The 14,687-nt window shown below is 53.4% G+C and carries 15 protein-coding genes and 1 riboswitch; of the genes, 13 read left to right on the top strand and 2 right to left on the bottom strand.

Translation table 11 applies throughout. The features are described from left to right. Window positions 1-381: 381 nt before the first annotated feature. Window positions 382-780, top strand: a complete 399-nt coding sequence (locus HOP44_RS22085; protein WP_172257437.1) for a hypothetical protein — start codon at window positions 382-384, stop codon at window positions 778-780. 107 nt (window positions 781-887) lie between these two features. Here HOP44_RS22085 and HOP44_RS22090 read toward each other — a convergent pair whose 3' ends face one another. Then, window positions 888-1,418, bottom strand: coding sequence for a hypothetical protein (locus tag HOP44_RS22090; RefSeq protein ID WP_172257439.1), 531 nt, complete (start codon window positions 1,416-1,418; stop codon window positions 888-890). Between the two features lie 197 nt (window positions 1,419-1,615). Between HOP44_RS22090 and HOP44_RS22095 the strand changes: the two genes are divergently transcribed. From HOP44_RS22095 to rsmI, 9 genes are all read left to right on the top strand, one after another. After that, complete coding sequence (locus HOP44_RS22095; protein WP_172257441.1) at window positions 1,616-3,184, top strand: aminotransferase class I/II-fold pyridoxal phosphate-dependent enzyme; 1,569 nt, start codon at window positions 1,616-1,618, stop codon at window positions 3,182-3,184. Window positions 3,185-3,340: 156 nt separating this feature from the next. Continuing rightward, on the top strand, window positions 3,341-3,982 hold the full coding sequence (gene tmk / locus HOP44_RS22100) for a dTMP kinase (protein WP_172257443.1): 642 nt from the start codon (window positions 3,341-3,343) through the stop codon (window positions 3,980-3,982). A gap of 144 nt (window positions 3,983-4,126) precedes the next feature. Further along, complete coding sequence (locus HOP44_RS22105; RefSeq protein WP_172257445.1) at window positions 4,127-4,456, top strand: cyclic-di-AMP receptor; 330 nt, start codon at window positions 4,127-4,129, stop codon at window positions 4,454-4,456. A gap of 174 nt (window positions 4,457-4,630) precedes the next feature. Beyond that, window positions 4,631-5,074 (top strand): YaaR family protein, encoded by a 444-nt coding sequence (locus HOP44_RS22110; protein WP_172257447.1) that lies wholly within the window; start codon window positions 4,631-4,633, stop codon window positions 5,072-5,074. A 186-nt stretch (window positions 5,075-5,260) separates the two neighbouring features. Then, window positions 5,261-6,241, top strand: a complete 981-nt coding sequence (holB, locus tag HOP44_RS22115; RefSeq protein WP_172199302.1) for a DNA polymerase III subunit delta' — start codon at window positions 5,261-5,263, stop codon at window positions 6,239-6,241. Window positions 6,242-6,408: 167 nt separating this feature from the next. Continuing rightward, entirely contained in the window at window positions 6,409-7,209 is an 801-nt protein-coding gene (locus HOP44_RS22120; protein ID WP_172257449.1) for a PSP1 domain-containing protein, read from the top strand. 32 nt (window positions 7,210-7,241) lie between these two features. Further along, window positions 7,242-7,622 (top strand): initiation-control protein YabA, encoded by a 381-nt coding sequence (locus HOP44_RS22125; RefSeq protein WP_172199296.1) that lies wholly within the window; start codon window positions 7,242-7,244, stop codon window positions 7,620-7,622. A gap of 70 nt (window positions 7,623-7,692) precedes the next feature. Continuing rightward, on the top strand, window positions 7,693-8,454 hold the full coding sequence (locus tag HOP44_RS22130; protein WP_172257451.1) for a tRNA1(Val) (adenine(37)-N6)-methyltransferase: 762 nt from the start codon (window positions 7,693-7,695) through the stop codon (window positions 8,452-8,454). A 67-nt stretch (window positions 8,455-8,521) separates the two neighbouring features. Then, window positions 8,522-9,403, top strand: a complete 882-nt coding sequence (gene rsmI / locus HOP44_RS22135; RefSeq protein ID WP_172257543.1) for a 16S rRNA (cytidine(1402)-2'-O)-methyltransferase — start codon at window positions 8,522-8,524, stop codon at window positions 9,401-9,403. A gap of 125 nt (window positions 9,404-9,528) precedes the next feature. On the opposite strand, the gene HOP44_RS22140 is transcribed toward rsmI, so the two are convergent. Further along, window positions 9,529-9,783: an AbrB/MazE/SpoVT family DNA-binding domain-containing protein gene (locus HOP44_RS22140; RefSeq protein ID WP_172199290.1), complete on the bottom strand. Its 255-nt coding sequence runs from the start codon at window positions 9,781-9,783 to the stop codon at window positions 9,529-9,531. Window positions 9,784-10,156: 373 nt separating this feature from the next. On the opposite strand from HOP44_RS22140, the gene HOP44_RS22145 reads away from it, so the two are divergent. The 3 genes from HOP44_RS22145 (at window position 10,157) to HOP44_RS22155 (ending at window position 14,637) form a co-directional block, all read left to right on the top strand. Beyond that, on the top strand, window positions 10,157-11,458 hold the full coding sequence (locus HOP44_RS22145) for an HD domain-containing protein (RefSeq protein WP_172257453.1): 1,302 nt from the start codon (window positions 10,157-10,159) through the stop codon (window positions 11,456-11,458). 130 nt (window positions 11,459-11,588) lie between these two features. Next, complete coding sequence (locus HOP44_RS22150) at window positions 11,589-12,368, top strand: TatD family hydrolase (protein WP_172257455.1); 780 nt, start codon at window positions 11,589-11,591, stop codon at window positions 12,366-12,368. A 189-nt stretch (window positions 12,369-12,557) separates the two neighbouring features. Further along, a riboswitch (cyclic di-AMP (ydaO/yuaA leader) is annotated at window positions 12,558-12,795 on the top strand. 390 nt (window positions 12,796-13,185) lie between these two features. After that, entirely contained in the window at window positions 13,186-14,637 is a 1,452-nt protein-coding gene (locus HOP44_RS22155) for a ubiquitin-like domain-containing protein (RefSeq protein WP_172257465.1), read from the top strand. Window positions 14,638-14,687 lie beyond the last annotated feature (50 nt).

Raw genomic sequence — 14,687 nt, forward strand, 5'->3', positions numbered from 1 at the left:
AGGGTCCCGGGAGAGTAGGAAGCTGCCAAGCCGAAAAGAAAAAGCCTTTACCGTGATCGCGGTAAAGGCTTTTTTGTATAAGAAAAGCAATGAGGCATAGGTCCAAAGACGCTGTCTGGGTAACTTCGCTTAGCTTATAGGAGGCTTCAGCAGGCCGATGACAGATTTGTAACCGTTCACTTTTAGATAGTAGGTATAATGGTGAAATGGATTAAAAGTCTTTTAACGTCTTTTAATCCGGACGAAAGTCAAAATCTGCATAAGAATCGCCGGTTTTTCTGGGGGACTCACGGTTACAAGCAGGGAATTTAGAACCGGGAGAGAAGAACTATATGGGGATTCGCAAAGAATTGCGCAGAGCGATGTAAGGGGGAATTGAATATGAAGCGAAAGGTGTCTGCGTTTGCCTTTTGCCTATTCTGCAGTTCACTTCTTCTTCTAGCGGGATGCACCTCGGAAGAGCCTTCGTCCTGGGCGGTTTACAACGGTGCAACGATTGAAGAAAGCTTTCCCGTGCCAAAAGAAGCGAGTAAAACAGATGTAACGGCCGATAATACAAAAATGAGTTACGTACGATATTCGGTACCCGGGTTGGATAGCCTGGATCAGATCCCGCCGGCTTATCTGAACGCAATCAAAGCCTGGGGATGGACAGAAGAGACAGATCAAGAAAACAGGGAAGAAGCGAATCCGATCCTGATTTTTTCGAAAGGCAATACGACCGTACATTTATCGCTTGAAGGCAGCTACTTGACGGTGCTGGTTCCCAAAGAAAATTAAGAGCCGCAGAAGATGGAAGCGAGACAGAAATAGAAGCTGAATAAAAAGACCGGTGCTTCCGACTCAATAGTCGGGCCCGGTCTTTCTTTGATTGTATGCAAAAGCGATTATTGAACGTAATAAGAGATGTCTTGAGCGTTGAGTTTGACCATGATGTCTTTGCGCTGTCCGCGCATACCGAGGAGTACCGAAATCCGCGGCGCCATAAACCATAAATGCCAGAACAGCAGAGCCAGAGTCAATGCAAGCGGAATCCAGGCGGCCAGAACTCCGATGAACACAAATCCGATCCATAAACTTTGCATCAGCACCTGTTGGATTACCGAAGAACCGGTATGCTGATCGGGCAGGAAGCCGAACCAGACGCCGGAGAAGCGCAGGCGCCACTTTTTGCGATAGACCGGACCGCGAATCAGAAGTACCGAATTCGATACGACAAAATGGATCCAGAGCACAAGGAAAAAAGCGATCGGCATATAAACGACGGCATGCCAGGAAAACCAGAACGTTCCGGCAAGCAGGGCGGGAATAGGAAACAATAAATACAGCAGCATAAGCGGCCGTGGGATATGAGACTTTTTGATAAGCTGATATTGATAGATCGTGGCGTTCCCGTTCTCGCGCTGTTGCTCGAGCATGTCCGACCTTCCTTCCTCTTTCTCATCACACGTTTCCAAAATGGAAATTTGGCTCTTCTTATCATAACGCATCGAAGCGGCAATCGGAAGATTGAAAATTGCTTTCGCTGTATGGGAAGAGCGGAAAATCCGGTGCAGGGGAAGGTTCAAATCGGGTACAATGGAAAGAGTGGAAACGAAAAGACAGGAGGCGTGGCATGAACGGGTTCGACAGCCAGGATGCCCCGCTGTATGCGGAGCTGCTCCGTTACGCTGCGCGTGAAGAAGTTTCTTTTCATGTGCCGGGCCATAAGGACGGACATTTTTACCGGGACCGGTCAGGCGGCGTGCCGGCAGGCTTCTCGGATATATGGAAGATGGATGCAACGGAAATCGAAGGAACGGACGATCTGCACGACCCGGAAGGCGTGATCCGTGAAGCGCAGCAAAAAGCGGCGGATTTTTGGGGGGCGGAGGAGACGTTCTTTTTGGTGGGGGGAAGTACGGTAGGCAATCTCGCTCTGATTCTGACCGTATGCCGAGAACCGGGAGATGTGCTGATTGTTCAGCGAAATGTGCACAAGTCGGTACTGAACGGACTCATGCTGGCGGGGGCACGGGCGGTATTCGCAGCTCCCGACAGCGATCCCCACAGCGGGCTGGCCATACTGCCGGAGGACCGGACACTGGAAGAAGCGTTAGTCCGGTATCCCCAGGCGCGAGGCGTGCTGGTTACCCGGCCGAATTATTACGGTATGGGCCGGTCTCTGCGCGAAACCGCCGAAATTTGTCATAAGCAGGGTGTCCCGCTGCTCGTGGACGAAGCGCACGGGGCCCATTACGGGCTGCATCCCGCTTTTCCGGCTTCCGCTCTTGAGGAAGGAGCGGACGGCGTCGTGCAGTCGACGCACAAGATGCTTGCCGCACTGACGATGGGCGCGATGCTGCATGTACAGGGAGATCTGCTGGATCGGGGGCTGCTTCGCAAACGCCTGGCGATGATTCAGAGTTCCAGTCCGTCGTATCCGATCATGGCTTCGCTGGATCTGGCGCGCAGCGAGACCCAGCGCCGGGGCGCAGGGGCATTCGCCGAAGCCCTGGAAGCGGCCGTTTTTATCCGCCGCGAGCTCGGGCGGCTGGAGCGGTTCGGAATCGTCCGGCCGGAGGCGCCGGACGATTCCGGAGAGGGCGCGCCGGCTTCGCGGCGGCGCGGCAATCCGTTCGGCGGCGGCGCGAAGCACGCCTACGCCGAACAGGACCCGCTCAAGATCGCCGTCTATGACAAACGGCGAGTCTTGAGCGGCTACGCGCTGCAGCAGCGGCTGGCGGCCGCGGGCTGCATAGCGGAAATGAGCGACGAGCGCCGCACGGTGCTGGCGCTTGGAGCCGGCTCCGGCATGGACGATGCCGGGAGGCTTGTCGCGGCGCTGCAGGAACTGCAGCGCGAACTTCAGGCGCAGCCGGAGGTTTCCGCGCAGGAACCCCGCGCCAGCAGGTCCGAAGCGGCGGCCAATCTGCCGCAGCCGACGGTTTCTGCGATCTCGGAACCGGTTCTTTTTGACCTGCGGCCTGCAGGAGCTTCGGAAGCCGTAGTGCTGGAAGACGCGGCAGGACGAACGGCCGCGGAGATGATTGTCCCTTATCCGCCGGGTATTCCGCTGGTATATGCGGGGGAACGCATCTCGGAAGAGGTAGCCGCGCATCTGCTGCGGCTGCGCGAGGCCGGGGCACGTTTTCAGGGAGCGGCGGACGGATCGCTGAAGCGACTGCGGGTCACGAAACGATAAAGCAAAGGCTCTGCAAACGAGCCCAGCGTTCAGCGTCAAATCCCTCCGTTTTCCCGCAAAGTTCGGCTGCCTTCGGCAGTCAAGGAAGACGGCGGATTCTTTTTCAGAGATTTGCCCCAAGAATCAGCACAAAATGACAGAAGGCGGTAACCAAACATGAAGCATTCGGGTAAGTTTATAGTGTTGGAAGGGCCGGATGGAAGCGGCAAAACGACGCAGATCGGCAATATTGAAAGGTATATGCGCGAGCGCGGAGCCGACTTTATCTCTACGCGGGAGCCGGGCGGCGTCAGTGTAGCGGAGAAGATCCGCAGCGTGATTCTGGACGTGGACAATGCCATGAGCGGTTTGACCGAGTGTATGCTGTACGCGTCGGCACGCCGGGAACATCTGCTGCAGAAAGTCATTCCTGCACTTGAGGCGGGCAAGATCGTGATCTGCGACCGTTATGTCATGTCTTCGCTCAGCTACCAAGGCTATGGCCGGGAGCTGGGAGCGGCCGTGTTGGATATCAACAAGCTGGCGATCAATGTGGACGGGTTCGAATATTGGCCGGATATGAACATCTACCTCGATGTGCCGCCGGAAATCGGTCTGCAGCGCATTCACGAGAAGAACGACGGGCGAGAGATCAATCGCCTCGATCTGGAAGCGGAAGATTTTCACCGCAAGGTTCGCGACGGTTATTTGCAGTTAATCCGCGAATATGAGGGGCAGTTCACCCCTGTGGACGCTTCGCAAAACGAAAAGGCCGTTTTTGCCGATATAAAAAGAGTATTGGACGATCTTCTTTTCTAACCTTGGACGCACACGTGATTTTTTTGAAAAAACGTACCTTTCCGAATCCGTCAGGCAGGATTTTGCCGCAGCGGTGTCGAATATGGAACATACGACTTTTTCCGTCTACAAGCGGAAAGTCCAATCGAAAGGGAGGGATCACGGATGAAACTGATTATCGCGATCGTGCAGGATAAAGACAGCAACCGTCTGTCGGGCGAGTTGGTCAAATCGAATTTCCGGGCAACGAAGCTGGCCAGTACGGGCGGTTTCCTGCGAGCGGGAAATACGACTTTTCTCATCGGGGTGGATGACAGCCAGGTCGAAGCCGTGATGGGCGTTATTCGCAACAGCTGTAAAGTGCGTGAGCAGCTCGTGACACCGGTTACGCCGATGAGCGGGACGACAGATTCGTATCTGCCGCTTCCGGTCGAAGTGCAGGTCGGCGGTGCGACGGTATTCGTGCTTCCGGTCGACCGTTTCGAACATTTCTAAGCCGTACATCCCCGTAGGGGAATGTATGGAGCAAGGGCTGTCCTGCCGGCCGTCCAAAAACAAGCCCGACTGTTGGAACGACCATTTCACCGGCGGACAGCCGGCCCTGGAGCGAAGTCGGTTCTCCTGAAGGAGACCGCTCGTCTTCACGGATAAAAAAGGTAGGGATAAGCGATGAAAATCAACCCGGGATTTCGTCCCCTAAACAATACGCCGATTACGCCGGAAACGAATGTACGTCCGGTCGAACAGCGCAGCTTTGCCGACGCCGTTCGTCATCAGGAAGCGCAGGCTACGCAGGATGAGCTTGGCCGCCGCATGCAGGAAATTAACCGGCAGGGAGACCGTTTGGCCCGGTCCATGACGATTCGCGAGCTTAAAGCGTACCGGACGATGGTAAAAAGATTCCTCGAAGATACCGTTCGCCGCGGAGTCGGCATGAAAGACACCAAAGGTTGGGACCGTTTGGGCCGAACCAAGCGATACAAGCTGATCGACGAAATCGACGGCAAGCTGTTGGCGATGGCCGACGAACTGCTCGCAAGCGAAGAAGGCCGTATCGGTCTGCTGGAGCAGATCGGTGAAGTACGCGGACTGCTCATGAATTTACTGTTCTAAAGCAGCTACTTGATTGTGTTCGATGAAATGACGCCGCTATGCGGCGTCATTCTTTTATCCGTTTGTTTTGTACTTATTCAAACCACCAAGCGAGCCTTATTCGAATGAGCGACTTTTGGCTTTCCGTAGGAAAACAACCCGGGCGAATTCGAATAAGGCGAGCTCCTATAAAGGAGACCCACCCTGATGTCTTTACAAAAAATCGGCGGTCAGGAGACCGCCAAGCTTATGCTCGGCAGCAGCCTGCGCAGCGGGCGGATCTCGCATGCCTATTTGTTCAGCGGTCCGGGCGGAAGCGCGCGGCGGCGGGCAGCGGATGCGTTTGCCCAGGCGCTGCTGTGCGAACGGGGGCCGGAACTCGGCGACGCCTGCGGCGAATGCCTCAGCTGCCGCAAGGTAGAGCATGGCAATCATCCGGATCTGCAGGCCATCGGCCCCGATGGAGCCTCGATCAAGATCGAACAGATTCGCGAGCTGCAGAAGATGTTCTCTTATCGCTCCGGTTCGAACGGCCGCAAAGTGTATATCATCGATGAAGCCGACAAGATGACCGTGCAGGCATCGAACAGTCTGCTTAAATTTCTGGAAGAGCCTCCGGCTCCGGCCGTGGCGATCCTGTTGGCGGAAAATGCCCAAACGCTGCTGCCCACTATCCGCTCGCGGGTACAGCTGGTTCCTTTTACGGCTATGGGAGCGGAGTTTATTCTCGGTGAACTGGCCGCCGAAGGGCTGGCGACTCCGGCCGCGCGCTGCGCGGCTTACCTGACTCCCGGACCCGAAGAATGCAAAGCGCTTGCGGCAGAGAATTGGTTTGCAGAAATAAGAAATGTAGTGATACAATTAGGGAAGGATTCGATCGGCCGAAATGGCGCAAGTCTCGTTACCGCCCAACAGCAGGTGTTCAAGGCGGGGCTCGGCGAGCATCTCGACAGCCTGTTCGATCTTTTCCATTTGTGGTTTAGAGATATGATTTACGTTCAATCGGAACGGCGCGAGCACATCGTTTTCATAGATCAGCTGGAGTTTATCTCCCAAGTGGCAGGTTCCCGCAGTGCGGAATACTGGATATCGAGTATGTCCATGACCGCAGACAGCAAAAAAAAGCTCAAATCCAACATGAACAACCAGCTTTGTCTTGAGCAGTTTTTGGTTAATCTGGTTTCCTGACCGGCATCGGTCAAGAAACGGGACCCTTGGCCGGAGTCGGTTTTTTGGTTCGGTAGACGAAGCCGCGGCGCGGTCAAGGAACCGGAGCAGCCAGGACGTTGAGCAAGAGGTCCGGGCGAACAAGCCCGAAGCCGAACGTTTTGAATGCGCGCAAGGGAGGTTTAGCTTTGTACAGTGTAGTCGGAGTCCGCTTCAAGAAGGCGGGCAAAGTGTATTATTTCGACCCCCTGGAGTTTCCGATCGAGCAGGAACAATGCGTGATCGTGGAAACGGCACGGGGTGTCGAGTACGGCAAGGTTGTCGTCGGAAAGAAACAGGTGCAGGAGAGCGATGTCGTGCTTCCGCTTAAGCGGGTGATTCGTATTGCCGGCGAACCGGACGCGCGCGTGGTGGAAGAGAACAAGGAAGCCGCCCGCAAAGCTTTTTCCACCTGTATAAATAAAATCAAGGATCACGGATTGAAAATGAAGCTGGTGGATGTGGAATACACATTCGACCGCAACAAGATCATTTTCTACTTTACGGCCGAAGGCCGTGTCGACTTCCGTGAACTTGTCAAGGATTTGGCCAGTATTTTCCGGACCCGGATCGAGCTTCGGCAGATCGGGGTTCGCGACGAAGCCAAGATGCTCGGAGGAATCGGACCGTGCGGAAGAGTGCTGTGCTGTTCTTCCTGGCTGGGCGATTTTGAACCGGTATCGATCAAGATGGCCAAAGATCAGAATCTGTCGCTGAACCCGACCAAAATCTCGGGTCTGTGCGGAAGATTGATGTGCTGTCTGAAGTTTGAGCACGATAACTACGAGGCAACGAAGGAAGAAATGCCTGCCGTCGGCAAGCTGGTCGTCACTTCGCTCGGAGAAGGCAAGGTCGTCGGCATCAATGCCGGTAAACGGATGGTGCATGTGCAGTTGTTCGAGGTCAGCAAGGTGAGAGAATTGTCCATGGACGACATCGTCGTCAAGTAAGTCAATCGGAACCGCTCTGGGGTGGAGTTTACTTGGAGAAGAAAAATGTCTTCGCGCAAATACACGAGATGGAAACACAAGTGGAAAGCTTTAAGGACGAACTTGGCACAATGAAGCAGGCGGTCAAGGAACTGATGGAAGATAATCATCGGCTGCTTACCGAAAATGAACGTCTGCGGAAGATCTTGAAAAGGGAAGCCCCGGTAGAATCGATCTCCGGTGCCCGCCTTGAACCGTTCAACGTCCTCAGCGAACCGATCAAGAAAGATGAGGAAGCGAGCGACACGGTCGGCGAAGGGTACGACAACCTGGCCCGCTTGTATCACGAAGGATTCCATATCTGCAACGTGTACTACGGCCATCTGCGTACGGAGGGCGATTGCTTGTTCTGCCTGTCTTTTTTAAATAAATAAACCGGAATCAGCCTGAAAGCCGCGGCGTTTTTTGCCAGCGGCTTTTTTTTGAAAGAGGAGCGTTTGAAAGATGGAAAAACAATATGAAAATGTTCCCCTGCATGAAGGGGAGCGCGTCGATGATCTGCTGACGCAGAATTTGCATATCATTCAAAGTCCCGAGGTATTCAGTTTTTCGATGGATGCCGTGCTGTTGGGGCGGTTTGCTTCGATCCCGGCACGAGGGCGCGTGCTTGATCTCTGTACGGGCAACGGAGTGATTCCGCTGCTGCTGTCGGCACGGACAAAGGCTTCGATCGAGGGTGTGGAAATTCAGGAGCGTCTGGCGGATATGGCGCAGCGCAGTATCACGATGAACCGTCTGCAGGATCGGATCAAGATCCATACGGCAGATCTTAAGACTTTCCATGAAACGGCGGGACACGGCATGTATGACGCGGTAACGGTCAACCCCCCGTATACGGCGCTGACCGGCAGCGAGATCAAAGCGAACCGGCACGAAGCGATTGCCCGGCATGAGATTCACTGCACGCTTGAAGATGTGGTCCAAGCCTGCGGCCGGCTCGTCAAACAGGGCGGCAAAGTGTCGATGGTTCACCGGCCGCATCGCTTGGCGGATATCCTGACTCTGATGCGGCAGTACAAGATTGAGCCGAAACGGGTACGTTTCGTGCATCCGCGGGCGGGGATGGAAGCCAATATGGTATTGGTCGAAGGCCTGCGCGACGGCAAGCCCGAGATGCGTATTCTGCCGCCGCTGATCGTATACAACGAACAGGGCGAATACTGTGAAGAAATTATGACGATTTATTACGGAAAAAGTGCACGCTGATCCAACCTGTTTATTCGCATAAAGAGCAGCAGGTCGGGGCGATGCGCCGGTCAGAAGGAGGTTTATGATGCAGGTGCAAAAAAGCTTCGAACCGAACGGAAACGGTGCCGGTACGCTGTACCTCGTGGCAACGCCGATCGGCAATCTGGAAGATATGACATACCGGGCGGTGCGGACGCTTAAAGAATGCGAACTGATCGCGGCGGAAGACACCCGGCAGACACGCAAACTGCTGACGCATTTCGAAATTGTGCCGCAGAAATTGTTCAGCTATCATGAGCACAACAAGGCGGCCAGCGGGCCCGAACTGATACGCTATATAATAGAAGGAAAAAATCTGGCCCTGGTGAGCGATGCCGGTCTGCCGGCCGTTTCCGACCCCGGATCGGACCTGGTCAAGCTTGCCATCGAGGCGGGAATCGCCATCGTTCCGGTACCGGGAGCCAACGCCGCGCTGTCCGCGCTGATTGTCTCGGGTCTGTCGACGGAACGGTTTACCTTTGCCGGATTTCTGCCGCGCGACAACAAAGACCGGCGCGAAGCGCTGGAGTCGCTGGGCGGACTTGAAGGAACACTGCTGTTCTACGAATCGCCGCACCGGGTCATCAAGACCGTGGAAGCGATGCTCGAAGCCTGGGGCCCCCGAAAAGCCGTACTGGCGCGGGAGCTGACCAAGCGGCACGAAGAGGTGGCCCGAGGCACGCTGGACGAGCTGCTTCAGCGGATGAACGAGTATCCGCCGCTCGGCGAATACTGCATCGCGGTCGAAGGAGAAAGCCATCAGCAGGCCCAGGAGCGACGCGACGCCTGGTGGCAGACTCTGGAGCTTGAAGATCATGTGGCCCACTACGAGAAACAGGAAGGCCTTTCGCGCAAAGACGCCATGAAGAAAACGGCAGCAGATAGGGGACTTTCCAAACGGGATATCTATAACGCGCTGCTGGATTGATTGACACAAAAAGAACCCCTGGGAGCCAAAGCCGGATGCCCAGAGGTGCAAGGAGATATCAAAAAGTTTAGAATTAACGGAATTGGATGAAACTTGTTACCTTGAATCGGTTGGGTACAAAAAGTTTACTTGGTCACCGGAGCGGGAATTTCCGATACGCAGTCGTAACAAACGATTTTGCCTTTGAAATAAGTGACGTTATCGGCATTTCCGCAGAAGATGCAGGCCGGTTCGTACTTTTTCAGCATAATGCGTTCTCCGTCGACGTAGATTTCGAGCGCGTCCTTCTCGCCGATGCTCAGAGTACGGCGCAGTTCGATCGGAATTACGACACGGCCCAATTCGTCTACTTTTCTTACAATGCCAGTCGATTTCATCATAATAGGTTGCCCCCCGGAAAATGTAAATTTAAAAGGTTAGCGGAGATGACGCAAGCGGCGAATCGATCCGTCTTGAAAAGAAGGCGTTTTGGCTTGTGCATTCACCCAATGCCATTATTCGACAATGTTCTAGCTTTTATGCTCCTCATAATAACAATGTTTCCCAGAACAGTCAACCCAAAAATATCGAATCTTTCCTTAAAATTTGATAAAAAATAAAATTTACCTGAGAAAATTCTTGGAAATTCGCTTAAAATCAAAAAATAGGCCTTCAGAAGCTCAAATGACAGAACTGGGAAAAGGATGCCGTCTTTAAGACAATATACGACAAAAAATAGGGTATTTATGAGTTCCGCTTAAAGGAGTGAGAAAAATGCCGAACTATATCAAACCTCTGCGTGAAGAAAAAGTATTCAAAGATCCCGTGCACAATTACGTGCATGTGCAGGACCGGACCATCTGGTCGCTCATCAATACCTCGGAATTCCAAAGACTGCGCCGGATCCGCCAGTTGGGAGCGACTTATCTGACTTTTCATGGGGCCGAACACAGCCGTTTCTCGCATTCGCTCGGCGTCTACGAGATCACCCGGCGTATTATCTCCCAGTTCGAGCGCAACAACTATCCGGATTGGCCGGTCGAAGAAAACATGGTCGCCATGTGTGCCGCCCTGCTGCATGACCTGGGACACGGGCCTTTTTCCCACTCGATCGAAGAAGCCTTCCATATGCATCATGAAGACTGGACCTGCAAAATCATTCTGGGCGACACGGACGTTAACCGGGTGCTGCGCGAGGTGTCGGAAGACCTGCCCGAACGGGTCGCTTCGGTCATCCGCAAAGACTACGAACAAGAGATTGTCGTGAACCTGATTACCAGCCCGCTCGATGCGGACCGGATGGATTATCTGCTTCGGGATGCCTATTTCACCGGAGTCAATTACGGGACCATCGATATCGATCGGATTCTGCGCATGCTGCGTCCCTATAATGGAAGAATCGTGGTCAAAGAATCGGGGATGCACGCTGTCGAAGACTATCTGATGGCGCGCTACCAGATGTATTGGCAGGTTTATTTCCACCCGGTAACGCGAAGTTCGGAAATCATTTTGCGCCAGATTTTCCGCCGGGCGAGAGAATTGTATCAAGAGGAATACGCCTTCGCTTTCCTGCCCCAACCGCTTCCCGGTTTATTTGAAGACAGGTTGACGGTCAAAGAATATCTGAAATTGGATGAAGCGCTTATTCAAACGACCTTTATGCAGTGGAGCGATGAGTCCGATTCGATCTTGAGCGAATTGTGCTGCCGGTTCCTCCACCGCAGGCTGTATAAATATGTAGAAGTCGATTCGATCGACATGGAGACGATTCACCGGATTCGAAGCAGCTTCGAGCAAGCCGGTCTGAACCCGAATTACGACTTCGAAATCGATTTTCCAACCGACCTGCCCTACGATGTATTCCGTCCGGACGATTCGAAACGCGGAAGCCAGATTTTATTGCTCAATAAACAGGATGAATTGAGAGAAATTTCCGAAGTTTCCGATATCATCAGATCGATCAGCGGCTTGCATCGTGGAAAATACCATCTCTATTATCCGCACCACAAACTGGCCGAAGTCATCGGGCAGCTTCCTTCGGAAATTGCGTCAATTTTCCCGATTTCGCCGGATTAAGAGCGATTTTGAAGAAAAATAGGCTTGCTGTTTAGAAGTTTCAGCATTTTGCAAAACAGGCAAAAGTCTGTGAAAACGAATCAGGCGGCCCTTACCCGGCTGCCCATTTTTATGAAAAGGGGATCTGATCATGTTATTCGATACTCATACCCATATGGATGCACCCGAATTTGAGGAAGACCGCGACGAGGCGATTGCCCGTGCCGTCGAAGCCGGAGTCGGCCGGATGGTCAATATCGGGTTCAACCGGGAGACGATTCCGACCACGTTGGCTCTGGCCGAAAAGTATCCGTTCGTCTATGCGGCCATCGGCTGGCACCCGGTTGATGCGATCGATATGCAGGAAGGAGACCTGGAATGGATCGAATCGCTGTGCAGTCATGAGAAAGTGGTCGCAATCGGCGAGATCGGACTTGATTACCATTGGGACAAATCGCCGAAGGATGTCCAGCATCGGGTACTGCGGGAGCAGATCGCGCTGGCCAAACGGGTTAAACTGCCGATCGTCATCCATAATCGAGAAGCTCACGAAGATACGATCCGGATCCTGAAAGAAGAAAACGCGTCGGAAGTCGGAGGGATCATGCACGCGTTCTCCGGCAGCTGGGAAACGGCCAAGATCTGCCTGGATATGGGCTTCCATCTTTCGTTCGGCGGACCGGTCACTTTCAAGAATGCCAAGCAGCCCAAAGAGGTGCTTGAGAAGACGCCGATGGACCGTCTGCTAATCGAAACCGATTCTCCTTATTTGACTCCGCATCCGTATCGGGGGAAGCGAAACGAAACCGCCTATGTTCGTCTGGTCGCCGAGACCGCTGCTCTCTTAAAAGGCGTTTCTCTGGAAGAAATTGCCGATTGCACAACGAAAAATGCCAATAAGCTTTTTGGTATCGGACAAGAAAGAGAGTAAAACGGGTAAAAACGGGAGTATTTACGAGATATTAATCTCTTTGGCCCGAAAAAGGACAGAAGATTACAATTTTTTAACCTTTTAGTCTCAAAAACGTCAAAACGGCCGCCTTTACAAACGACTGCGAAAAAAGCTATTATCTTGTCAGTGATTAATCCGGCCGTATGTTCGGTTAATCCGATAAATTCATGTACCGTCTCGCTGAATCTTCGTCAAACATAACGAAGAACGGGGGAACCCGAAGCGGCCTGCCCGAGTAAAACCCGACGCTCTGCGTCCGGATCAAGCAGCCGTGGTCGATTCCTTTTTCAACTGGGTCTACGGGGTGAATTGGAGAACTTCTCGCCATGAGCGGAACAACCTCCATAGGATGACTCTCTTCGTCCGAACCCGACAGCTAACCTCGTAAGCGTAAAATAAGAGAGAGGCAGCCACGCGCCTTATGTTTTCCTCAGATCGTCAACTCGTCGATTTTATAAGAGGGAAGCCCGCGGAAGAGTCCTCTTAAGACTTCTTAAGTGCTCTTCTCCAGGCTTCTTTTGTTTTATGGCAGTTTCTGCCGAGGGATCAGCGTACATAAGTGTGGAAGTAATGGCTGGGCTTTTAGAACGGGATGAACGTAGAAACGGCCGGCCGGCCGTCTTGGCCGAAACCGGGCCGCTTTGTTGAAGCGGAACGGCAATCGGGAGCAGGGAGCGGAAGAAATCGGGAACCCCCGGTTTTGGTCCTGGACGTTTCTACGAAAAAATAGCAAGTAGTCACGTCAATTTTTCTCATGTATATACTTGACGGCGGGGCTATGGAGGAGGACGGAAGAGTGGGCATTTTCACGAAAGAAGACACCCATGGTTCACGATCATCCAGCATGACTTACGCTTGGCGTTGGAAACGCCAGAACGGGCTTCAGATTTTGGGTGTCGCATTATTCGTCGTTGCGCTCGTAACGATGGTGCTGCTCGGACTGTATGCGCAGGCCGAAAAGCAGATCGTGCTGATTGTAGACGGAAAAGAACAAACGCTGTCCACGCACAAAGGCAGTTTGCAGGAAGTGCTGGACGAGCATTCGCTCAGCCTCAAACCGCAAGACGACGTATCGATGTCGCTTGGCGCTTCGATTCAGGACGGAGACCAAATTTCCGTGACAACGGCTCTGCCGGTTACCCTGACGATCGACGGCAAAAGCGAACAGCGGTATACGACCAGCAGAACCGTTTCGGCCGCGCTGGAAGGCTGGAATGTGAAGCTGGGCCAATTTGACAAGATTTCGGTTCCGGTCAGCTCGGAACTGCAAAGCGGCGCGGAAGTCGCAATCACTTCGGCCGTTCCGGTGACCCTGTCGGTCGACGGCAAGAGCAAACAGGCTTATACCGCCGAGAAGACGGTTGAAGCTGCACTCGCAGACTGGAAAGTCGGGTTCGGAACCCACGACAAGATTTCGGTTCCGCTCAGTTCGGCTGTTGAAAAAGACAGCAAGATCGAGATCACGACCGCTATTCCGATCCAGGTTACGGTAGGCGGCGAGTCCAAAACGACTTATACGACCGAAAGAACCGTAGAATCGGCTTTGTCGGCTCTGGAAGTCAAACTCGACGAGAACGACAAGGTATATCCGGGCGCCACGACTCCGCTGACGGAGAACGCGAACGTATCGGTCTACCGGATCAACAAGTTTACGGCCGAACAGGAAATCAAAGTTCCTTACAAGACGATCGAGAAGGAAGACTCCTCGCTGCTCAAAGGCAAGACCAAAACGGTTCAAGCCGGCGTTGAAGGCGTTGTGATCCATACCCTCGAGAAAGTCTACCAAGACGGGGAATTTGTTACGAAGTACGTCGTCGACAAAAAAGTCAAAACCGAAACGAAGAATGAGATTATCGCCGTCGGTACCAAAGAGCCGGTCGTCGAGAAGACGTTTGCTCCGGCAGCTGCCGCGAAAACAACGTCCTCTTCTTCCAAAGGATTCGAATATAAAACCGTGCTGACCGGTGTAGCCGCGACTGCCTATTCCTCGGAACAACCTGGAATCGGTACGCGTACCGCAACAGGCACGACCGTAGCGGAAGGCCGCACGATCGCCGTGGATCCGAACGTGATCCCGCTGGGATGGTGGGTCTACATCGAAGGCTACGGTTACCGCAAAGCGGAAGACACGGGAAGTGCAATCAAAGGCAAGAAGATCGACATGTATTACGACAGTCTCGGAGCGGCGCTTAACTTCGGCCGCAAGTCCGGTCTGACGATTTACGTGATCGGACCGAACAAGCCGTAAATCGTTTTCCCGATAAGGAATCCGGCGCGGGCGTTTACGCTGACGTCCGC

The sequence above is a fragment of the Saccharibacillus deserti genome, from assembly GCF_013618475.1.
GTDB classification, from domain to species: Bacteria; Bacillota; Bacilli; order Paenibacillales; family Paenibacillaceae; genus Saccharibacillus; species Saccharibacillus deserti.